Raw genomic sequence first — 21,963 nt, 5'->3', positions numbered from 1 at the left:
TTCTGCACGTCAGCTAGCATCCTCGGAAGAGGCCGGGCCGGCGCGCCGTTGCAGGTGGTCCTGGTACCAGGCGGCAAACTCGTCGCCGGACAGCGGATTGCATACGTGGAAGCCTTGCGCCTGATGGCAACCCTGCTTGCGCAGGTAAGTCAGCACCGCTTCCGACTCGATGCCTTCGGCCACGATTTCCAGGCCCAGCGTTCTTCCCAGCGCAATAATGGCGTCGGTGATGGCGCGGCCGGCGGTATCGGTCTCGATGCGCTGCACGAAGGCCTGGTCTATCTTGATCTTGTCCAGCGGCAGCCGGCTCAGATAGCTGAGGCTGGAATACCCGGTGCCGAAATCATCGAGTGAAATCCTGATGCCCAGTTCCTTGAGTGCGCCCAGCACCCTGACCGCATGCTCGATGTCGTCCATCAGCGCGGTCTCGGTCAGCTCCACCTGGATCGCGGCGCTCGTCAGGCCATGGGCGGCAAGCATTCTGACCAGGTAATCCACGAGCCCCTTGCGCTTGAATTGCACCGACGACACATTGACCGCGATCGGCACCACGGGGAGGCCGTTACGCTTCCAGCGCAGGTATTGCCGGCATGCCTCCGAGAACACCCATTCACCCACCGGGCCTATCAGTCCGCTCGCTTCCGCGATCGGCACGAAGCGGCTGGGCCCTGCGCTCTTTCCCGGCCAGCGGATGAGCGCCTCCACGCTCATCACGTCTCCCGAGAGCACATCCACCACCGGCTGGTAGAACAGTCGGAACTCGTTATGCGCGATGGCCTGCCTGAGTTGCTGCTCAATCACCGACTGCCCCTCGGTCTGCTCCGACATCTCCGGGGAATAGAACTGGTAGCCGTTGCGGCCGAGTTGCTTGGCGTGGTACATGGCGGCATCGGCATGATTGATCAGGGCGTCGATCTCCCTGCCGTCACTGGGATAAAGGCTGATGCCCAGGGAACCGGACAGCGTCAGTTCGAGATGACCTACTTGGTAAGGCCGGTGCAGCATCTCAAGGATATGCAGCGCCAGCTCGCTGGCCACGCTGACGTCCTTGATGCGCGGCAGCAGGATCAGGAATTCATCGCCGCCCAGCCGGAACACCATGTCTTCCTCGCGCACGTTGTCGGCAAAGCGCTGCGCCACCTGGCGCAGCACCTCGTCGCCCGTCTCATGCCCGTGGATGTCATTGATGGGCTTGAAGCGGTCGAGGTCGACGAACATGAACGCCACGCTTTCATGCATGCGTCGCGCGCCGCCCAGCACATGCGGCGCGTACTCGAACAGCAGGGCGCGGTTGGGCAGGTTGGTCAACGGGTCGTGCAGCGCGGCCTGGCGCGCCTTGTCCTCCGCCAGCTTGCGCTCGGTGAAGTCATGGAAGATGCACATCACTTCCTCCACCGCGCCGGACGCATTGAGCAGCGGCACGCTGGTGGCGATCACATAGCGGGTGCCCTTGGCGGAAGGGTATTCAAGGTCGCTGGTCTGAACCGACGAGGTGGTGCGCGCCATATGCAGCAGCGGTCGCCACAAGGCCACCAGGCCAGGCGCGGCGATGTCGCTGTCGCGCCGCCCGATGTAGGAGGAAGCGGGCCGCTGGGTCAGCCTGGTCAGTGCGTGGTTGACGTAGCGGATGCGAAATTCGCTATCGTAGATCGCGACCACATCGGGGATGTTGTCGAAGGCGGTGCGAAAGCGCTGCTCGCTCACGCGCAGCGCCGTCTCGGCAAAATGGCGCTTGGTGACGTTGCGCACGGTGAGCACGCACAGCTGCGCCGCCTCATGCAGGACGGCCGTGTGGCTGCCGCTGAAGCTGGCGAACCATCTGCGCCCATTGTCGCGCCGCCGCAGCTCCAGCTCGACATTGGTGATGGTTTCGCCGCGCAGTACGCGAAACACCGGCCATTCATCCGGGGGGAGCGCCCGGCCATCCAGCGTGTAGGCATCGAACACGCTGGTGATCCTGCCCAGGCTGGCAATGACTTCCTTCAGGTCGCGGTAGCCAAACATCTTGAGACCGGTCGGCGTCGCGTCGACCAGGCGGCCGTTGGCTTCGAAGACAAACACGGCTTCGTTCAGGCTGTCGAAAATGGCCTTCATCCGGGCCCGGCTCTGTTCGAGTTCGGCTGCGGCCTTTTTTTGCGCATTCAGATCGCTGACCACGGAAATGAAGTATTTGGGGTGGCCCGCCTGGTCCCGCAGCAGCGATACCGCCAGATGCGCCCAGGTCAGGCTGCCGTCCTTTCGCACATAACGCTTTTCCACCGTATAGGCACTGCGCTTGCCGTCCAGCGCTTCCTGCAACAAGGCGTCGTCCTTGTCCAGGTCTTCCCCATAGCTGACCGCGCGGAAGGTGCTTGCCAGCAGTTCCTCGCGGGTATAGCCCAGCATGTCGCACATCTGCCGGTTCACCCGCAGCCATTGGCCATCCAGCCCGACATGGGCAATGCCCACCGCCGCCAGGTTGAAGGTCGTCTGGAACTCCTGTGCGCTGATGCCGCCGGGATCGTGGCCTGGCTTTTCCCATGACGCGCCGCCAGCGTCGCGCACGCCGGCCAAGGGCGCGGCATTGTCCCTGGCGGCGATGTCGAGCATGGTGACCACCAGCGTGGCCGGATTGCCACATGGATCGTAGGCGGCGATGAATTCGAGGCAGCAGCGGACGTCGCCTTCCGCCAGGCGCAACATGCCCTGCGCCCGCAGCAGGCTGCCGTCCAGCGCGTTCCGGCACAACGACTCGATGGTCTGCTCGTCGCCGGCTAAATTCGTCGCATGGAACGGAAGGACCGAGACCGGTTCGTGGAGAAGTGGCGCCCTGCCGCAGAGATTGCCGAAGGTCCGGTGGAAAGCAGCGTTGAAGCCGCAGAATTCAAGGCGGGCATTGAGGATGAAGACGGCTGGAGCATGACGTGCTTCATCGGCCGATGGTTCCGGGTTGGCACGTGCCGGGCGAGAAGGATGCACTGCTTCGGAGTCGTCCTGGAAAATCTTGTCCATTCCTGATTTGCCCCATCCTGTCGTGCGTTCGGGTCACTTGCAACAAAGAAGACCGTTGCAATTACTGGATCGAAACTTGGTTAGCGTGAAACAGTGATAGTCCGGTTAAAGGCAAATCTATCCTACTATGGACGCCGGTTCCTGTGTTGCAACAAAGAACATGCGCTTCACCGGATGACGTATGCGTGCTCGACCTGGGGTATGTGAAATTGACATCACGCCGCGGGCGGAAGGCCATCAAAGCCGCGGCCGACCGTTTCCGGCTGGCGTCGTGCTCCCCGCGATCTCATGGAAATCGCTTTAAGGCGGGAATTTCAGCGCAGAAACCGTTTGCATCAGTGGCAGTTCGCATGCCGGCGCCGACCGGCGCGGCATGCGGCCGCATGGAACGTGGAAGGTTTTACCCCCTTGGGACGCATTGTCCGGGTGGGTGATCCATCCATGCGGCACATCTATTCAGGCCAGCCAGGCTGGACGCAGGCTGCGCGGCCCTGTCTCGTGCGGGCAATCAGTCCTTGCGACCAGCCTGTTCATGCTTCCTTCGTATGGCTGACGCAGCGCGCTCCCGGTCCGCACTGACCTGTTTCCTGCACGCCTGCTGGCTGTCGCCAGGCTGGCTGGCGCAGGCCGCCGCCGCGGCATCCGCCTGCGCGCTGATGGTGGCCAGGTCCTGTTCAAGGCTGTTCTGGGCCGGTGCGCTTTGCGGCCGCAGCCCTTTTTTTTCCGCGTTGTTGCGTGGCTTGCCTGGCTTGGCTTCCTGTTCGGCATGCTCTTGCGCGGCTGGCGGTTTTTCGGCCGCGGCACCGGCGGCCACGGCGATCTGGGACAGTGCTGCGATTCCCATGCAGAAGACGATCGAATGAAGCTTGATAGGCATGTCGCTTTCTTTCGGTAAAGTGGTTGCCGGCAACTGCGCCGCGCTGGCGGCGACTCTATCAGCAAAGACCTGCCCAGTCATTGATCCCGTCGGGCCAGCAGGCATGGGCTTGCGGCGGGCGCCTCCGGCCGCGCAATGCGCGCCTTCCTGCGCATCGCAGGACTGGCGTCGGACAGCCGGCCTGCCCTCAGTGGAGACTGGCGGTTTTCAACGCCGCAAAGCGCGCGACCGGCTGACTCGGCAGAAAGGGCGAGCGCGAGATGGTCGAATCGACCAGCGCCTGCAGCCCGGTGGGCGCGATCGGCTTGCCCGTGCACGAGGCATATCTGGGGCCGTCGCTGCCGAGTGGCTGCGAATAGCCGACCCGTATCATATTGTCCGTACCCTGTGGCGTCCTGGACTGCATCAGCCCGATGCTGAAGCCGCGCCGCTCGAACTGCAGGTTGACCTGGTTGGCGCCTGCGCCGGTGCTGAAGCGGCCGTTGATCCGGCTGCAGTCGTCGAACTGGCGGGAATAATCGATGCTGCGCACCGCTTGCTTTTCGCGCAGCACATCAATCATCGGATGATCGTAGGCGATGCTTTGCGACCTGTAGCCGAGCTCGATTTTGGAATGGTAGGCCGGCCTTGCCGCGACATTGAGCATGTAGCCGGCAAGGGTGCCCGTTTCCAGTTGCTGCGTGCCCGTGTCGCGTTTGCCCGGGTCGGCCGCCCGGGCGGTAAAAACAGACATGCCGGTTTCCGGCAGCACCCGGCTCTTGTCCCACAGCTTCCTGATGCTGGCCACGTAGCTGGTCTGCAGGACGGTAATCAGGTCGCGGCTCTGCGGCACGGCAAACCCCTCGCCGCTGCGCAGCTGGGAGACCGACAACTGTATGCGCACGTCCCTTCTCGGCGCATAGACGCCATTGAACAGCAGGTCGGCATAGTCGTTGCGAAACTTGTAGGCGCCGCCCACGCCGAGATCGCTTCTCAACAGCCAGCCATTCTCGACGGCGACCGACGGCCTGATCGCGGTATAGCCATCCAGGCGCACCCCGAGGGTGTTGTGAGGCGCATGGTCGCGTATGGTGATGTTGCCGGCATCCACGGCGACCGCACCCCTGGGATTGGCGCGCTCCTCGCCAGGGAGCGACGGCGGTTCCCTGCCCATCTCGTAGGCCGGCTCGGGACTGACAGCCGCGCCGGCTGAGAAGGAAAGGCTCGCCAGCGTTACAGGAACGACAAGCCGCAGCACACTGCCGGGCCAGCGACGCATGGCAAATTCGACAGCATGGAACGATGCATCAATTGCCGGAGATCTGAGACTTGCCATCATTGCTTGATCCGCTGGCCTGCACAGGCCTGTTTCGGGTGGTTGAGCCAGGTCTGATTATTTCCTCATAGAAAGGTTCCTTGAGGTAAGGAAATTTTTTTCAAGTGGCAACTTTGTGTCAAGACCGGAGCGCAAGCCCGGTCCGGATGCACGCCGCTACCAGCGCGTGCCCATCCGCATCAACCGACGCAAAAGCAAGCCGGCGACCTTTACCGCCTTGCTGCCTGAAACGAAACGTACTGACGGCGATCCGCGTTTCACGCGCCCAGGACAGCAATGGAAGCCAGCGCGACCGAATCGCCAATACCGCATTTGCTGCCGTCGTCGGCGCCGGGAAATGTTGGTGTTAGCAGCCTGCCGACGATGCCGTAAGCTGACCGGGGCGATATCATGCTGCCGGCGGCCCCGGGCGGGCCGTATTTCCCCAGATCCGGTCCATTAAGCGCATCCATTGCCAGGGATGCCGCGGCCGGCTGGCAAGCCAACATGCCTGCATTGCGAAAGAAAAATCCATGACCATGCTCCGCCTCATCCTCGGCGATCAGCTCAATCCGGAACACAGCTGGTTCTCCGGATGCGACAGCAATGTGGTGTACGTGCTGATGGAGGTGCGCCAGGAAACCGACTACGTGCTGCATCACGCCCAGAAGATCCTTGCCATCTTCGCCGCCATGCGCGACTTCGCCCGGCACCTGACCGCCTCGGGCCACCGCGTGCATTATCTGGCGATCGACGACCCGGCCAATCGTCAGTCGCTGCCAGTCAACCTTGACAAGCTGATCGCCGGCTATCACGCCACCGTTTTCGAGTACCAGGCACCGGATGAGTGGCGGCTTGACAGTCAGCTTGCCAACTATCTCGGCCAGCTCGGCATTCCCGGCCGAATGGTCGACAGCGAGCATTTCTACACCCGCCGGGACGAGGCGGCATCGTTTTTCGACGATCGCGGGCAATGGCTGATGGAGCACTTCTATCGCCAGATGCGCAGCCGTCACGGCGTGCTGATGACGGCTTCCGGCAAGCCGCTCGGCGGACAGTGGAACTTCGACCAGGACAATCGCAAGCCTTGGCCCGGCCTGCCGCGGGAGCCTGCCGACATTCGCTGCGAGCATGACCACTCGGCGCTCTGGGAGTGCATTCAGCAGGCCGGCATCGCCAGTTTTGGCGAGCCGAGCGCAGCACGCTTTCGCTGGCCGCTGAACCGGGCCGAGGCCTTGCAGCAGCTTGACCATTTTATCGATGAAGGCCTGCCCCACTTCGGCGACTTCCAGGATGCGCTGACCTACCGCGCCTGGCGCCTCTTTCACTCGCTGCTGTCATTCGCGCTCAATACCAAGATGCTCAATCCGCGCGAGGTGGTCGGCAGGGCCGAGGAAGCCTGCCGGGCCGGCGCGGCGCCGCTGCCTGCGGCGGAAGGCTTCATACGCCAGATCATCGGCTGGCGCGAATATGTCCGCGGCGTGTACTGGGCCAGGATGCCGGCCTTTGCCACGCAGAACTGGTTCGGCCACCAGCGGCCGCTGCCATCCTGGTTCTGGACCGGCGAGACCAGGATGCGCTGCGTTGCGCATGCCATCGGCCAGTCGCTGGAGCACGCTTACGCGCATCACATCCAGCGCCTGATGATCATCGGTAATTTCGCGCTGCTGGCCGGCCTTGATCCGAAGGCGGTGCATCTCTGGTACCTGGGCGTCTACATCGACGCCTTCGAATGGGTGGAATTGCCCAACACGCTGGGCATGAGCCAGTTCGCCGACGGCGGCCGGCTGGCAACCAAGCCCTATGTGTCAAGCGCGGCCTACATCGACCGCATGAGCGACTACTGCAAGGGCTGCGAATACGACCGGAAGGCCCGCGTGGGAGAGCAGGCTTGTCCATTCAATGCCTTGTACTGGGATTTTTTCTCGCGCCATGGCGAGAGGCTGTCGGCCAATCCGCGACTGGGCATGGTCTACCGCCAGTTGGCCGGGATGAGCCCGGCCGACTTGCTGGCCGTGCGCGAGAGGGCTGACGCTGTTCGCGCCGGACTTGACGCGCTATAGGCGGCGTTCGGTAACCGTTCAGCCCAAGCCATGGAATGGCACGCGCCTTCCGGCAAAAACGCTCTCGATACGCGCGGCTGCGGAAAACGCGGTGCTTACACGCTATGCGTCGTCGGCTGCCTCGCCGGTAATGCCGAACTCAGCCGGCGTCTTGATGTAGAAGATCTGGATCTTCAGCGCTTCCAGATGGGCAAAAAGGCGCGCTGCCTCCTCATCGGTCACAGCCATCACCACTTCCTGCGGTTGATCAGCCAGTTCGAAGAAATGGGCGGAATGGATTTGTTGATGCCGGCCAAAGCCCTCGCTTGCCGGCACAATCGTGGCGCCACGCAAACCCAGGCTTTTCGCCGTATACAAGAGCCACTCGGACAATGGCTTGTAGTCGAAGCGGCGGTTCTGCTGCGTAAAAAACGTGATCTGATACCCTTTCATGAGCTTGCTCCTGAAGCCTGTTTCATTGACGCCCTCCGCGCCCTCGGCGCTGAAGGTTTGCAGCTTGCTTGGGCGTTCACGATTGACCCGCTCGAATGCAGCCTGGTTCCTTTTCCAATCATCCATGCAACCTGTGGCACAAGCGAATCCGGAACCGTCGGGTTGCGCCTTCATGTCCCGGCAAGGACAGACTTCCACAAAGATGCGCCTCGCCGGTGAATTTTCCTTGCGCCGTCCACTCCAACGAACCGGGCAAGCGTGCCCGATCCACTGTTGAGCGCTAAAAGGACATGCCATGCAAGCAAGCCCACAATCCACCAGCAATGACGAGATCGAGAAGAAGGCGGGAAAACCGGCTCCGGCCCAGGAGAATGACAAGGAAGCCCCTGCGGGCAATGAAAATTCCAACCCGGGCGGCGATGCCAACGATGTCGGCTCCGCCGGCGACTACAGTCGCTAGGCAACGGAAGCGCAATGAGAGCGGGAGCGGCTCAGCCGGCGTGATCGTACATCAGCCAGGGCCGTCGCCATCGTCTCAAGTGAAACGATGGCCGCCCGCTAGGCGCCATCGACGGCAACGAGAACCGTCACCAACGGGTCCGCCCTGAATGGCGCAAGCTGCTCGGCGCTGGCGCCGGCGTCGGTGATCAGGGTCCATGGCCGCTCCAGCGGCGTCCAGGCCTGCTGGCCGGTATAGCCGAGCTTGCTGGCGTCTGCCAGCACGTAAATCTCGCTCGCCTGCGCCAGCATCCTGGACTTCAGCGATGCCTGTTCCTGCGTCGCTTCGCACAGCCCGCGACCTGCTGCCAAGCCATCGGCGCCCAGGAAGACTTTGTTGACCGAAATGCGGCCCAGCATCAGCTCCGCCAACGGGCCGATGGTGCCCATGCTCAGCCGGCGCACGCTGCCGCCCAGCACGGTCAACTCGATGCCCTCCTCCCGCAGCAGCGTGGGCAAGGCGCTGATGTTATTGGTCACGACATGGAGCTGGCCACGTCCTGCGAGCCTGCGTGCAAGGGCGGCGGTAGTGGTGCCGGCATCGAGGATCAGGCTGTCGCCGGCCTGCACCTGGCGCGCGGCCAGGCGCGCGATGGCATCCTTCTGACCGCTGCGCAGGTGCATGCGCTCGTCCAGCGATGGCTCGTGGCCCTGTCCATGCAGCAGCGCCGCTCCGCCATAGGTGCGCACGATCCGGCCGTCCAGCGCAAGTTCGGCCAGGTCGCGCCGTATCGTCGATTCCGACACGCCGAAATGCCGGCTCAGGGCTTCCACGTTGGCGTCGCCGCCGGACACGATGCCCAGGATGGTCTGACGCCGCTTTTCGGTCTTGCTCATGGTGATCGCCGACGGAAAGGAAAGGAATGGGAACGCATGCTGGTCGACGCAAGCATCGTCGGGAAAGGAAACCGGCACGCGGCGTGGTACACGCTCATCTCTGCCGATCAGGCCCGCCGCGTCGCCAGCCCGATGGCCTGGCGCAGTGCTTCCAGCATGCTGCCCTCGTCCGCGATGCCCTTGCCGGCAATATCGAATGCGGTGCCGTGGTCGACCGATGTGCGTATCACCGGCAGGCCAACCGTGATGTTGACGCCGGCTTCCAGGCCCATCACCTTGACCGGACCGTGGCCTTGATCATGGTACATCGCGACCACGAGATCGAAGTCGCCGCGGGCGGCCCGGTAGAACAGGGTATCCGCCGGCAGCGGTCCCTCGACCGAGCGGCCCAGCGCCTGCTGCGCCTTGACCGCGGGGATGATCTTCTCTTCCTCCTCGCCGCAGCCGAACAGGCCGTTCTCGCCGGCATGCGGATTGATGCCGCATACGCCTATGCGCGGATTGCCGATGCCTGAGCGCACCAGCGTCTGGTAGCCACGGTCTATCGTACGGCCGACCAGGCCAGGCTCGATCTTGCGGATCGCGTCCAGCAGGCCGATGTGGGTCGTTACATGGATGACCCGCAGCTTGGGCGCAACCAGCATCATCGACACTTCGGGCGTGCCGGTCAGCTGGGCCAGCATCTCGGTATGGCCGGGAAAGAGATGGCCGCCGGCATGCAGCGCTTCCTTGTTCAGCGGTGCGGTGCAGATGGCGTCTATCCTCTGCGCCATGGCAAGTTGCACGGCGCGCTCGATATAGCAGTAGGCGGCATGGCCGCACAGCGCCGACAGCTGGCCGAATGGATGCCCTGCCGGAATCAGGCCAAGGTCGATGCAGTCCACGGTGCCCGCCTCGAACTTCGCCTGATCGACGTCGGTAATCACATGGACAGTCAGGCGGCTGCCCACCAGCGCTCCCGCTTCGCGCAGGCGGCCGGCGTCGCCGATCACGACGGGCCGGCAACGCTGGTACAGATCGGCCGTGCCCAGGCTTTTCATCACGACTTCCGGACCGACGCCGGCTGCGTCGCCCATGGTGATGGCAATGATAGGGAGATACATCAGGAACCTTTCGTGTGGAATGTCGGGATGGAAGCGCCACTGCGCGCCTGCAGCAGCGTGGCGTGGCAATGGAGCAGCGTATCGCGATTGCCAAACGCCCCGGCCTTGGTAATGACGGGCAATGGACGCGGGCCAACTGCAATCGATAGCGGAACGCCGGGCTCTATTTCTCCGGCTAGCCGCAAGCCACGGTAATGCATCGCGCACAGCAAGGCGCGGGCGGTTTCGCCACCGGTCGATATCAGCGCGCCCAGCAGGCCGGCCAACGGTGCAAGCAGCCGGGCCAGGCCCTGGCACAGGTGCAGGCCTTCATCCATGTCGACAGTGCCGTCCACGCCTATGGTGAGCAGCAGGTCATCGCCTTGTCCGAGGGTTGCCGAAAGCGCTTGCTGCAAGCCGGACCAATGCGGATCCGAAGCACCCTGCCGAAGCACGCCAGCCGGGATATCGATGCGGCGCATGCCCGTTGCCTGCTGCAGACGCTCTGCCTGCGCTTTGGACACGCCCGACAGGCTGCCAACCACTGTCAGGATTGAACCATTCACGGCCACCTTCACCGGCTGGGCAGCATTGGCGCCGTCGACCTGTGCGAGGTGGACCGCAAGGCCGGCAGAACCGACCCAGAAGCAGGGTGCGTGGAGATGCCGGGACGCCTGCGCAATGGCCCGCAGGTCGTCCTCGGTCTCAACATCGCATACGACGGCTTGCAGGCCATTGCGTGCGACGGCTTCCAGCCGCCCGGCCAGCTTCCCGGCGCCGCAGCGGATGTCGGCACGGCCCAGCAAGGCGCTTGTCATGCCATGACGCTCGAGCATTGTCGGAAGATGGGCCACCCCGGACAAGCCTTCCGAGCGCCATATTTCGGTGTCTTCAAGCGCCACGCCGTTGAGATACTGCCGGCCATCGCGAGTGGTGCGCCCGGCCGTCGGAAAGGCTGGTGCAACGATGGCCAGGCCGGCGGCGCTGCCGACGGCTGCGACCTCGGCGGCGAAGTTTCCGCGCAGCGTGGAGTCGATCTTCCTGTAGAAACCCTGTCCCGGAATCGCGTAGCGTGCGTGCAGTTCGAGGTGCAGTTGTGCCGCCGTCGTTGCCGGCATGCGGCGGCTGTCCGCATCGAGCGCGACCACGTCTGCCGTGCCCACGTCGCCGGGTGCGTCGGGGTCTATCATCACCAGCGTTTCCCTGCCGGCCCTGGCGTAAGCGCTTGCGCAATCCGCCGCGCCCGAGAGATCGTCGGCAATGATGAGCAGGCGGCTCATGGCCGGCGCCTCACGCCCGGTCCGGCATTGCCGTGCCTGGGAGCTCGCGCGCCGGCAGGCGAAGCGCCGGAAAAGGAAACGGGCAATGCTGACGTCGTCGGGAAAGACATATCGTTGACTGCCCCTGTTGGCAAAGGCGCCGGGGTCATGCCGTCAGGCAGTCGATCAGGCATACGTTCAATGGGACCTTGCATATGGGCTCCGTGCCAGCGGTCGCGCTGGTTTCGCGAGCAAGGTCACACAATAACGACCAGTTCGCGCATAAGAAGAGCGCATTTTACGGTTTTTTAGCTCACATCGCGCAATCATTTGAAGATGCAAATGATTTTATGATTGAATCGCGCATTCAATGCGCATGGCGGCCATTGCACGTGATTCATTCCCGCCTGCAGGAACCTGCATGCTGTCAGGGCGCCTCAACCGAGCAGGTACCGAGTTCGTATTTTTCCCAACGGGCGCCTCCGACCAGGACCGGGAATCTATACGAAAACGTATTGAAGCTCTCGGACAGGCTGAATATCTTGCCCGGATCCGTCTCTATCGAATAGACAAGTCTCGTGCCGTCGGCATCTGGTGTAAAACCCGCTTTCCAGCTTGCCACTCGCTTGCCACCCACCTTTTTTGCGATCCTGGCGGTGCTCTGGTCGTGGCGAAGCTCGATGAAATATTCGGTGGCCGGCAGGACATCAGAACTGGAGGTGCAGGCCTGCGACGGATCGCATACCCTGCTCAGTTCCGTCGCGCAACGCACTGTTTCCGCATAAACAGCGATTGGCAGAATCAGGAGCAGGGGCAGGACCACCCAAAGAAAAATGTCCGGAAATTTGTCCATGAAACGTTCTTGGCAATGGAGTGAACAACTCAGACCATGCAAACAGGCCGCAGTTTCCGTTTCAGCTTCGAGAGGGGGCGCTTACGCGTCGATCCATGGAACGGCCGGTTCATCGATGCAGCGGCTCGTGGACACGGGCAATGCGCGGACTAGTCGCCGGCGCGCTCAGTCAACGATACAAATTTCCATGTGGGCAACGCCAATGTTGAAGTCATCAATGGCGTGGTTGATCTGGACTGAAAACTCCCGGCGACTGTCGGCCCTGCGCGCCCTGCGCACCCGGGCTGCGGCGGCGTCGAGCTTTGCAGCGGACTGTTCGCATTCACAGTCGCTTGCTTCGACAGCGGCGTCACCGATTGCCCGCTCCAAGCGTCGGGCCAGGCGTTTGCCATCGTCGAGACTTGTTTGCCGGCCGACCTCTTTCAGCAATTCCGCTGCATCGTTGATCGCGTCGGCTGCGACATCGCAATCGCGTGCCATGCAAGCGACAGGCGCAATGGCCAGCACCGAGAAAACAAGTGCGCCAGACCGGGACAACCAGGTTTTTCGCATGCCGTCCTTTACCAGGAATATGAGGATCAAAGCGGAATGTGTTCAGCAGAGTGCCGGCTTGCACGGCACGCTGCCGTTACCGCGTCCTGACAAACATCGAATGTCCGTGAACCATAGCGACAAGTTGCGATGGAGGCAAGCCTGGGCAGCAAGCCATCGCAACGCCCGATTGAAGGATTTCCCTGCTACAAGCTGCCCTTTGCCATCCACGCATGCAGCAGTGCATTTTCACTATTCCTGGCATATCCTGATCTTCCCTGCTGGCCCGTCGGCGCGAGACAAGCATCACAATACGCCGCCCAGGCTAATTCAACCCGGAGCGAACGGAGCCTCTGATGAAACGACATCGTGACCAGGTCGACATGCTCAGGCGTCACATCTTGTTGGGTGCGCTGGCCTCCGCGGCGCAACCGGTGCTGGCGCAGAGCCTGCCGCCAACGCCTGCGCAAACGGAAGGGCCGTTCTACCCCGACCGGTTGCCGCTTGACCAGGATAACGACTTGACCATCGTTGCCGGCCACCGCGCACCGGCGGCGGGCGCCATCACCGATTTGACCGGGCGCATCCTGGATGCGCGTGGCACGCCCTTGCGCGGCGTGGTCATCGAGATCTGGCAGGTCGACAACAATGGGCATTACATCCACACCGGGGATGCCGGCGCTGGCAACGATGCAAACTTCCAGGGTTTCGGCCGCTTCGAGACTGGCCAGGATGGCGCTTATCGCTTCCGCACCATCCGGCCTGTCCCCTATCCCGGGCGCACGCCGCATATCCATGTGAAGCTGCGCAAGGGTGGCCGCGAATTGCTGACTACCCAGTTGTACGTGCAGGGCCACGCACTGAATGAACGCGACGGCATCCTGCGCAGCATCCGCGACCCGGGGCAGCGCGCTGCCTTGCTGGTGCCGTTTCTGCCAAGCCGTGAACGGCCGGGCGAACTGGCTGCCCGCTTCGATATCGTGCTCGGAATGACGCCTGCAAGCTGAGTCGCCCTGCGGTTGGAAGCCTGCGCTCAGAACGGATATTGGCGAGGCGTGGTCTGTATCGTGATCCAGCGCAGATCCGTAAATTCCGCGACGCCGGCCTTGCCGCCAAAGCGGCCCATGCCACTGCCCTTGACGCCGCCGAACGGCATCTGCGCCTCGTCGTGCACCGTTGGGCCATTGATGTGGCAAATGCCTGACTCGATGCGCCCGGCAACCTGCATGGCACGCGCAATATCGGCGCCGAACACTGCCGATGACAAGCCGAATTCATTGTCGTTGGCGCAGGCTATCGCTTCTTCCACGCCTTCGACGCGCACGATGCCTTTCACCGGGCCGAACGACTCCTCGTGGTAGATCCGCATGTCGGACGTGACATTGTCGAGCAGCGTGGCAGGCATCAGCGTGGAATCGGCGCGACCGCCGCACAGCAGCCTGGCGCCTCTGGCCAGCGCATCGTCGATCAGCGCATTGCAGCGCTCGACGGTGCTCATGTCCACTACCGAACCCAGTACCACGGGGCCCTTGCGCGGATCGCCCAGGGGCAGCTGGCTGGCCTTGGCCGCCAGCCGCTGCGTGAACAGGTCGGCGACGCTGCTGTCGACGATGATCCGCTCGGTGGACATGCAGATCTGGCCGGAGTTGGCAAAGGCGCCGAAGGCTGCGGCATTGACCGCGGCATCGATATCGGCATCGTCCAGGACGATCAGCGGCGCCTTGCCGCCAAGCTCCAGCACCGCCGGCTTCAGGTACCTGGCGCAGACGGCGGCAATGATCTTGCCCACGCGCGTCGAGCCGGTGAAGTTGACGCGCCGCACGGCCGGATGCGCCACCATGGCTTCCACCACCGCGCCTGCATCCTGCGGCGCATTGGTAACGAAGTTGACCACGCCCGGGGGCAGACCGGCTTCCTGCATGGCTTCGACGATCAGGCCATGCGTGGCCGGGCACAGCTCGGAGCCCTTCAGCACGACGGTATTGCCGCAGGCAAGCGGCATGGCGATCGCGCGCACGCCCAGGATCACCGGCGCATTCCAGGGCGCCATGCCCAGCACCACGCCGACGGGCTGACGCACGCCCATGGCGAGGCTGCCGGGAACATCGGAGGGAATGATTTCACCGCTGATCTGGGTGGTCATGGCGGCGGCTTCCAGAAGCATGTTTGCGCCCAGATGCACGTTGAAGCCGGACCACAGTGCCGAGCCGCCCGTCTCGGCTGCGACCGCGGCGGCCAGGGCCTCGCCCTTGGCTTCAAGCGCATGGGCAGCCTTCATCAGCAGCGCGCGCCGCTCGCCTGGCCCCATCGCGGTCCAGGCCGGAAAGGCCCGCTGCGCCGCGTCGACCGCCGCGATGGCATCGTCGACGCCGGCGGCCGGCGCCGTCGTCGCGATGCTGCCGTCCAGCGGATTGCGCCGCTCGAACTGCGCGCCGCTGCCTGCCTGTACCCGCTCGCCATTGATCAGCATGGAAATCGTGTTCATCGTCGGTTCTCCTGATGTTGGTTTTAATTTGATGTTGAGCGGCAGGCTCGTGCGCCGGACGCGTTGGAAAAAAGCCGTCGCCGGCAAACAACTTCACCGCTCCAGGCAGGCCTTGCATTTGCGCTCGCCTTGCGGGAACAACACAAGGACTCGGGTCTCCTACCTTGCAATTCCCGCCGTCGATGGCAACGGCTCAGCTTACCATTCATGGCGATTCCGCCGTGCGCCGCCGCAGGCTTCCATCCTGACGTCATGGGCCGGCCGTTCCCGGATCAAGAAGGACGGCGCCTGGATTTTTTTCGATGTCACCAAATTCTCCTTGCCGGAAAAATACTTTAGGTCTAAAGTATTTTCAAAACCTGCGCTTGAGCCCGGCGCAACGATCCTGCCAGGATCGGGATCAATAATGGAGACATGAATGGCCGCTACAGCCTACGCGGATACCTTTGCCGCTCAGCATCTTCCGCCACCCGGCGCCTGGCCCGAGATGCGCTTTGATTTGCCGGAGCTGCAATATCCGGAGCGCGTGAACTGCGCCGTGGAGCTGCTCGACAAAATGGTTGCATCCGGCTGCGCGGACCGACCGGCGATCCATGGTGCGCATGGAAGCTGGACCTATGCACAGCTGCTGGAATCGGTGAATCGCATAGCGCATGTGCTGCGCGAAGACATGCAACTCGTCTCCGGCAACCGCGTTCTGGTGCGCGGCCCGAACAACGCCATGATGGCTGCAAGCGTGCTGGCAATCTGGAAAGCCGGCTGCATTGCCGTGCCTACCATGCCCTTGCTGCGCGCCTCCGAGCTGGTGGCGGTGCTCGACAAGGCGCAGGTTAATGGCGCACTGTGCTCCCTCCCGCTCAGGGAGGAGATGGAGCTGGCGCGCAGCCAGTCGGTTTCGCTTGGGCCGGTGCTCTATTTCAACGACGACACGCCGGGGTCGCTGGAACAATTGATGGCGGCCAAACCCACCTCGTTCGACGCCGTCGACACCGCCGCCGAAGACGTATGCCTGCTTGGTTTCACGTCCGGCACCACTGGCAGGCCGAAAGGCACCATGCACTTCCATCGCGACGTGCTGGCCGTCTGCGACTGCTTTCCGCGCTCGACGCTGAAAGTGCAGCCGGACGACGTATTCATCGGCACGCCGCCGCTGGCCTTCACGTTCGGCCTGGGCGGCCTGCTCCTGTTCCCGCTGCGCGCGGGCGCTTCCACCGTGCTGCTGGAGCGGCCGACGCCTGACCTGCTGCTGCAAGCCATTCAGGACCGCCGGGCCACCATCTGCTTCACCGCGCCCACCTATTACCGCCAGATGGCGGCGCTGGCAGGCAAGTATGACTTGTCCAGCCTGCGCAAGACCGTGTCCGCCGGCGAGGCCTTGTCCCTGGCGACGCGGGAAAGCTGGTACCAGGCGACGGGAATCGGCATGATCGACGGCATCGGTTCGACCGAGATGCTGCATATCTTCATCTCCGCGGCGGATGGCGACATCCGTCCGGGCGCAACCGGCAAGCCGGTTCCGGGATACCAGGCGTGCGTGCTGAGCGACCAGGGAGAGCCGCTGCCGCCGGGCACGGTCGGGCGGCTGGCGGTGAAGGGGCCGACAGGTTGCCGCTACCTTGCCGACGAGCGCCAGAACGATTATGTATGCAAGGGCTGGAATGTGACCGGCGACGCCTACGAGATGGATGCGGACGGTTATTTCTTCTACCACGCCCGCACCGACGACATGATCATTTCCGCCGGCTATAACATTGCCGCGCCCGAAGTCGAAGACGCGCTGCAGAGGCACCCCTGCGTTGCGGAATGCGCCGTCATCGGCGAGCCCGACGACGCCCGCGGCCAGATCGTCAAGGCCTTCGTCGTGCTCAGGCCCGATGCCGAGCCAGGGGACGCCCTCGTCAAGTCGCTGCAGGAATTCGTCAAGCAGCGGATCGCGCCCTATAAATATCCGCGGGCAATTGCATTCGTCCCATCGCTGCCGCGCACGCAAACCGGCAAGGTGCAGCGTTTCAAGCTACGCCTTGGGACCTGGTGACCGTGGCAGCCACTGCCCGCCAGGGCGCCCTGAAACCAGGCCCCAACAGGCAGGTCGACTTTAAGGAATCGCAATGAAGATTATCTGTATCGGCGGCGGTCCCGCCGGATTGTATTTCGCCCTGTTGATGAAGAAGCAGGATCCGGCCAATGAGATCACCGTGATTGAACGCAACCGGCCGTATGACACCTTCGGCTGGGGCGTCGTCTTTTCCGACCAGACGCTGGGCAACCTGGTCAATGCCGATGAGCCGACTGCGACCACCATCCTGCAATCGTTCAACCACTGGGACGACATCGACGTCCATTTCAAGGGGCAGACGGTCACTTCCGGCGGACACGGCTTTTGCGGCATCGGGCGCAAGCGCCTGCTCAACATCCTGCAGCAGCGCTGCGAGGCGCTTGGCGTCAGGCTGGTGTTCGAGACCGACGTCACGGACGACCAGGAGATGGCAAAGGCCTACGGCGCCGACCTCGTGATCGCCTGCGACGGCTTGAACAGCCGCATACGCACCCGTTACGAGGCGACTTACCGGCCCGATATCGAGACCCGCAAATGCCGCTTCGTGTGGCTGGGCACAAAGAAGCTTTTCTCCGCCTTCACCTTTGCCTTCAAGGAAACCGAGCATGGCTGGTTCCAGGCCCATGCCTACCAGTACGACGGCGACACTTCCACCTTCATCGTCGAAACGCCGGAAGAGGTCTGGCAGAAAGCCGGCCTCGACAAGATGAGCCAGGAAGAAGCGATCGCGTTCTGCGAGAGGCTTTTTGCCGACCAGCTCGATGGCAACCGCCTGATCAGCAATGCGTCGCACCTGCGCGGCTCCGCGATCTGGATTCGTTTCCCGCGCATCATCTGCGACCGCTGGGTGCACTGGAACCAGATCGACGGCAGGCGCGTGCCCGTCGTGCTGATGGGCGACGCTGCGCATTCCGCGCATTTCTCGATCGGCTCCGGCACCAAGCTTGCGCTGGAGGACGCCATCGAACTGGCCCGCTGCTTTGCTGCGGAAGGGCCGAATGGCATCGAGCAGGTCATCGCCGCCTACGAGAAGGTGCGGGCGGTGGAAGTACTGAAAATTCAGAGCGCGGCGCGCAACTCGATGGAGTGGTTTGAAAACGTCGACCGCTACACGGCGATGGAAGCGGAACAATTCGCCTACTCGATGCTGACCCGCAGCCAGCGCCTCTCGCATGAGAACCTGCGCCTGCGCGATGCCGGCTATGTGGAGCGCTACGAGCACTGGATCGCACAGCATGCGTTCGAAGCGGCAGGGCTGCCGCAAGGCGCCGCGCGGTCCAGCATCCCGCCGATGCTGACGCCCTACCGCCTGCGCGGCACCGTGCTGAAGAACCGGATCGTCGTGTCGCCCATGGCGCAGTATTCGGCCGTCGACGGCGTGGCCGGCGATTACCACCTGGTGCACCTCGGCAGCCGCGCAATGGGCGGCGCCGGCCTGGTGTTTGCCGAGATGACCTGCGTCTCCGCCGATGCCCGCATCACGCCTGGCTGCCCCGGCATGTACACGCCGCAGCACACGGCGGCATGGAAGCGCATCGTCGACTTCGTGCATGCGAACTCGACCGCAAGGATGGCAATCCAGCTCGGCCATGCCGGCCCGAAAGGCTCTACTCGATGCGCATGGGACGGCATCGACATGCCGCTCGACGACGGCAACTGGCCGCTGCTGGCGGCGTCGCCGCAGCAATATATTGCCGGCGTGTCGCAGCAGGCACGGGAGGCGACAACGGACGACATGGACCGGATCGAACAGGATTTCGTGCGCGCCACGCGAGAGGCTGCAACGGCCGGCTTCGACTGGCTGGAACTGCACTGCGCGCATGGCTATCTGTTGTCGAGCTTCATTTCGCCGCTGACCAACAGCCGCACCGACGACTACGGCGGCTCGCTCGAAAACCGCTGCCGTTATCCCCTGCGTGTATTCAGGGCGATGCGCGCGGTATGGCCGCAGGACAAGCCCATGAGCGTGCGGATCTCGGCGCATGACTGGGTGGAAGGCGGCATCACGCCCGATGACGCGGTGGAGATCGCGCGCCTGTTCAAGGCTGCGGGCGCCGACATGATCGACTGTTCCTCCGGCCAGGTCAGCAAGCAGGAGAAGCCTGTCTACGGCCGCATGTTCCAGACGCCCTTTGCCGACCGCATCCGCAACGAAGCGCGTATTCCCACCATGGCCGTTGGCGCGATCTTCGAGGCGGACCATGCAAACAGCATCATTGCCGCCGGCCGCGCGGATCTGTGCGCCATCGCCCGGCCGCATCTTGCCAATCCAGCGTGGACCCTGAACGAGGCGGCAAAGATCGGCTTCCACGATATTGACTGGCCCAGGCAGTACGCGGCGGGCAAGGCGCAACTGGAGCGCAACCTGGAACGCGAAAGGCAGAATGCCGCCGCCAGCGCCATGGCAACGCCGGCGCAGCTTGCGGCCAGGCTGCTGGAAGGATGATGATGCTTCACAGTCAAAACCTGGCGGGAAGACATGCATTCGTGACCGGCGGCGGCCGTGGCATCGGCGCGGCGGTTGCGCGAGGCTTGCTGATGCAGGGCGCCCGCGTGACAGTCTCGGCGCGCAATGCCGATGCACTCGCAAACACGGTGAGCGACCTGTGCCGGTTCGGCCAGATCGATTACGTGGTTGCCGATATCGCCTCGTCCGAATCGGTCGGCCATGCCTTCAGCGCGGCGCGCTCGCGCTTTGGCCCCGTGGATATCCTGGTCAACAACGCCGGGCAGGCGCAGTCGGCGCCGTTCCTGAAGACGGACGAAGCGCTGTGGCAGGACATGCTTGCGGTGAACCTCACCGGCGCCTTCCACTGCACCCATGCCGCGCTGCCGGACATGCTGGCGTCGGGATGGGGCCGCATCGTGAACGTGGCGAGCACGGCCGGCCTGACCGGCTACAAGTATGTTTCAGCATATTGCGCCGCCAAGCATGGCGTCATCGGACTGACCCGTTCGCTGGCCATGGAATTGGCGACGAAGGGGATTACGGTCAATGCGGTTTGCCCGGGCTACACCGAGACCGAGATCGTCCGGGAAAGCATCGCCAATATTGTCGCCAAGACCGGGCGCAGCGAAGCGGCGGCGTTGGCCGAGCTAACCGCCGGCAATCCGCAGAAGAGGCTGGTGCAGCCGGATGAAGTCGCGAACGCCGTCACCTGGCTGTGCCTGCCGGGATCGGATGCAATGAACGGGCAGGCCCTTGCCGTAGCAGGCGGAGAAATACTGTGAGCAACCTAAAGAAACCACGCAAGACCGCTGCAGGCGACGCGGACGCCACGCGCATCAAGGCCGCAGAGGTCGTCGACATGGAGAGCCGCCTGACCCATGACCATCACCAGCCATTGAAGCTCTGGCTGCGGATGTTGTCGTGCACGGTGCGCATCGAAACCGAGATCCGCAGCCGGCTGCGCAACGAATTCGGCATTACCCTGCCCCGCTTCGACCTGATGGCCCAGCTGGAACGGCACCCCGAGGGATTGCGCATGGGCGAGCTTTCCAAGCGCATGATGGTCACTGGCGGCAACATCACCGGCATTGCGGAGCAGCTGGTGCAGGAAAAGCTCGTCGTGCGCGTGCCGGACGAACACGACAGGCGCGCCTACAGCGTGAAGCTGACTGCGTCGGGCCGACGCGCATTTTCACGCATGGCGGCTGCGCACGAGGAATGGATCACCGAGCTGCTAGGCGGCGTGTCGTCCAGGGACAAGGGCAAGCTGATCGAACTGCTCTCGCAGATCAAGCAGCATCTGAACGAGCCTCCCATGAACGACCGCGATCAGGCGGATCGCGCCTGACGTCGGCCACGCTTGCCTGCGCCTTTATTAATCAACACGAGGATGCCCAACATGCGTTATCTACCCGGCGAGCCGCAGCAAGGCTTCAACCACCAACATCGGATCGCCGATTACGAAGCCCGGAATTTCCTGTTTAATGTCAAGGAGGGCGTCGCCACCGTGACGCTGAACCGCCCTGACCGCAAGAACCCGCTGACCTTCGACTCCTACGCCGAACTGCGGGAGTTGTTCCGCGCCATGGCTACCGCGGAGGACGCCCATGCGATCGTCATTACCGGCGCCGGCGACAATTTCTGCTCGGGCGGCGACGTGCACGACATCATTGGTCCGCTGACGAAGCTGGACATGCCGGGACTCCTCGCATTCACGCGCATGACCGGCGACGTGGTGAAGGCGATGCGCGCCTGTCCGCAGCCGATCATCGCGGCGGTTGACGGCGTGTGCGCAGGCGCCGGCGCGATCCTGGCGATGGCGGCGGATATCCGCATGGGAACGGCGCGCAGCAAGACCGCGTTTCTATTCACCCGGGTGGGACTGGCAGGCTGCGACATGGGTGCATGCGCTCTGCTGCCGCGCCTGATCGGACAGGGGCGCGCTTCCGAGCTGCTCTACACCGGCCGCTCGCTTGGCGGCGAAGAGGCCGAGCGCTGGGGGTTTTTCAATCGTCTATGCGCGCCAGCAGACTTGCTGACGGAAGCGCTTGCTTTCGCGTCCGATCTGGCCCGCGGGCCGACTTTCGCGCATGGCATGACGAAGAAGATGCTGCAGCAGGAATGGAACATGGGCGTTGACGAAGCCATTGAAGCGGAAGCGCAGTCACAGGCGATCTGCATGATGACCAATGATTTTCACCGCGCTTATCACGCATTCGTCGGCAAACAGAAACCCACATTCGAAGGTAATTAAGG

Annotated in this window: 20 protein-coding genes; 9 read left to right on the top strand and 11 right to left on the bottom strand. The window is 63.4% G+C overall.

Going from position 1 to position 21,963, the window contains the following annotated elements; translation table 11 throughout:
* Positions 1–9 precede the first annotated feature (9 nt).
* From ABC383_RS24860 to ABC383_RS24845, 4 genes are all read right to left on the bottom strand, one after another.
* Positions 10–2,991 carry a sensor domain-containing protein gene (locus ABC383_RS24860; protein ID WP_413018221.1) on the bottom strand — a complete coding sequence of 994 codons (2,982 nt, stop codon included), beginning with the start codon at positions 2,989–2,991 and terminating at the stop codon, positions 10–12.
* A 508-nt stretch (positions 2,992–3,499) separates the two neighbouring features.
* Positions 3,500–3,868: a hypothetical protein gene (locus ABC383_RS24855; RefSeq protein ID WP_413018219.1), complete on the bottom strand. Its 369-nt coding sequence runs from the start codon at positions 3,866–3,868 to the stop codon at positions 3,500–3,502.
* Between the two features lie 187 nt (positions 3,869–4,055).
* On the bottom strand, positions 4,056–5,126 hold the full coding sequence (locus tag ABC383_RS24850) for a hypothetical protein (RefSeq protein WP_413018217.1): 1,071 nt from the start codon (positions 5,124–5,126) through the stop codon (positions 4,056–4,058).
* A 314-nt stretch (positions 5,127–5,440) separates the two neighbouring features.
* Positions 5,441–5,743, bottom strand: coding sequence for a hypothetical protein (locus ABC383_RS24845; protein WP_413018216.1), 303 nt, complete (start codon positions 5,741–5,743; stop codon positions 5,441–5,443).
* Here ABC383_RS24845 and ABC383_RS24840 point away from each other — a divergent pair.
* Complete coding sequence (locus ABC383_RS24840) at positions 5,696–7,225, top strand: cryptochrome/photolyase family protein (RefSeq protein ID WP_413018214.1); 1,530 nt, start codon at positions 5,696–5,698, stop codon at positions 7,223–7,225. The genes ABC383_RS24845 and ABC383_RS24840 overlap by 48 nt on opposite strands.
* A gap of 102 nt (positions 7,226–7,327) precedes the next feature.
* On the opposite strand, the gene ABC383_RS24835 is transcribed toward ABC383_RS24840, so the two are convergent.
* Positions 7,328–7,657 carry a DUF190 domain-containing protein gene (locus ABC383_RS24835; RefSeq protein ID WP_413018491.1) on the bottom strand — a complete coding sequence of 110 codons (330 nt, stop codon included), beginning with the start codon at positions 7,655–7,657 and terminating at the stop codon, positions 7,328–7,330.
* Between the two features lie 295 nt (positions 7,658–7,952).
* Between ABC383_RS24835 and ABC383_RS24830 the strand changes: the two genes are divergently transcribed.
* Positions 7,953–8,117, top strand: coding sequence for a hypothetical protein (locus tag ABC383_RS24830; RefSeq protein ID WP_413018212.1), 165 nt, complete (start codon positions 7,953–7,955; stop codon positions 8,115–8,117).
* Between the two features lie 98 nt (positions 8,118–8,215).
* Here ABC383_RS24830 and ABC383_RS24825 read toward each other — a convergent pair whose 3' ends face one another.
* The 5 genes from ABC383_RS24825 to ABC383_RS24805 all read right to left on the bottom strand — a co-directional run bounded on the left by ABC383_RS24825 (position 8,216) and on the right by ABC383_RS24805 (position 12,738).
* On the bottom strand, positions 8,216–8,992 hold the full coding sequence (locus ABC383_RS24825; protein ID WP_413018210.1) for a DeoR/GlpR family DNA-binding transcription regulator: 777 nt from the start codon (positions 8,990–8,992) through the stop codon (positions 8,216–8,218).
* A gap of 107 nt (positions 8,993–9,099) precedes the next feature.
* A complete protein-coding gene (gene pdxA, locus ABC383_RS24820; protein ID WP_413018209.1) occupies positions 9,100–10,095 on the bottom strand; it encodes a 4-hydroxythreonine-4-phosphate dehydrogenase PdxA in 996 nt (331 codons plus the stop codon).
* On the bottom strand, positions 10,095–11,354 hold the full coding sequence (locus ABC383_RS24815) for a four-carbon acid sugar kinase family protein (RefSeq protein ID WP_413018207.1): 1,260 nt from the start codon (positions 11,352–11,354) through the stop codon (positions 10,095–10,097). Before ABC383_RS24815 ends, pdxA begins: the two co-directional genes overlap by 1 nt.
* Positions 11,355–11,760: 406 nt before the next feature.
* The gene (locus ABC383_RS24810; protein ID WP_413018205.1) at positions 11,761–12,186 is read right to left on the bottom strand and encodes a hypothetical protein; all 426 of its coding nucleotides are present in this window, start codon (positions 12,184–12,186) and stop codon (positions 11,761–11,763) included.
* A 165-nt stretch (positions 12,187–12,351) separates the two neighbouring features.
* Positions 12,352–12,738, bottom strand: a complete 387-nt coding sequence (locus ABC383_RS24805; RefSeq protein WP_413018204.1) for a hypothetical protein — start codon at positions 12,736–12,738, stop codon at positions 12,352–12,354.
* Positions 12,739–13,073: 335 nt separating this feature from the next.
* On the opposite strand from ABC383_RS24805, the gene ABC383_RS24800 reads away from it, so the two are divergent.
* A complete protein-coding gene (locus ABC383_RS24800; protein ID WP_413018203.1) occupies positions 13,074–13,724 on the top strand; it encodes a dioxygenase family protein in 651 nt (216 codons plus the stop codon).
* A gap of 26 nt (positions 13,725–13,750) precedes the next feature.
* Here the strand turns inward: ABC383_RS24800 and ABC383_RS24795 are convergent, their stop codons facing one another.
* Complete coding sequence (locus ABC383_RS24795; RefSeq protein ID WP_413018201.1) at positions 13,751–15,202, bottom strand: aldehyde dehydrogenase; 1,452 nt, start codon at positions 15,200–15,202, stop codon at positions 13,751–13,753.
* Between ABC383_RS24795 and ABC383_RS24790 the strand changes: the two genes are divergently transcribed.
* The 6 genes from ABC383_RS24790 (at position 15,186) to ABC383_RS24765 (ending at position 21,961) form a co-directional block, all read left to right on the top strand.
* A complete protein-coding gene (locus ABC383_RS24790) occupies positions 15,186–15,620 on the top strand; it encodes a hypothetical protein (protein ID WP_413018199.1) in 435 nt (144 codons plus the stop codon). The two genes, ABC383_RS24795 and ABC383_RS24790, sit on opposite strands and share 17 nt — an antisense overlap.
* Positions 15,621–17,237, top strand: coding sequence for an AMP-binding protein (locus ABC383_RS24785; RefSeq protein ID WP_413018197.1), 1,617 nt, complete (start codon positions 15,621–15,623; stop codon positions 17,235–17,237).
* 73 nt (positions 17,238–17,310) lie between these two features.
* On the top strand, positions 17,311–19,704 hold the full coding sequence (locus ABC383_RS24780; protein WP_413018195.1) for a bifunctional salicylyl-CoA 5-hydroxylase/oxidoreductase: 2,394 nt from the start codon (positions 17,311–17,313) through the stop codon (positions 19,702–19,704).
* Complete coding sequence (locus ABC383_RS24775) at positions 19,704–20,489, top strand: SDR family NAD(P)-dependent oxidoreductase (protein ID WP_413018193.1); 786 nt, start codon at positions 19,704–19,706, stop codon at positions 20,487–20,489. Before ABC383_RS24780 ends, ABC383_RS24775 begins: the two co-directional genes overlap by 1 nt.
* Positions 20,486–21,055, top strand: a complete 570-nt coding sequence (locus ABC383_RS24770; protein ID WP_413018191.1) for a MarR family winged helix-turn-helix transcriptional regulator — start codon at positions 20,486–20,488, stop codon at positions 21,053–21,055. Before ABC383_RS24775 ends, ABC383_RS24770 begins: the two co-directional genes overlap by 4 nt.
* A 51-nt stretch (positions 21,056–21,106) precedes the next feature.
* Positions 21,107–21,961 carry an enoyl-CoA hydratase family protein gene (locus ABC383_RS24765; RefSeq protein WP_413018490.1) on the top strand — a complete coding sequence of 285 codons (855 nt, stop codon included), beginning with the start codon at positions 21,107–21,109 and terminating at the stop codon, positions 21,959–21,961.
* Positions 21,962–21,963: the final 2 nt, after the last annotated feature.

The organism is Noviherbaspirillum phoenicis, from assembly GCF_047237965.1.
GTDB lineage: Bacteria > Pseudomonadota > Gammaproteobacteria > Burkholderiales > Burkholderiaceae_D > Noviherbaspirillum_A.
Note: the sequence above shows the minus strand (reverse complement) of the source record. Positions and strands in the feature narration are given on the sequence as shown.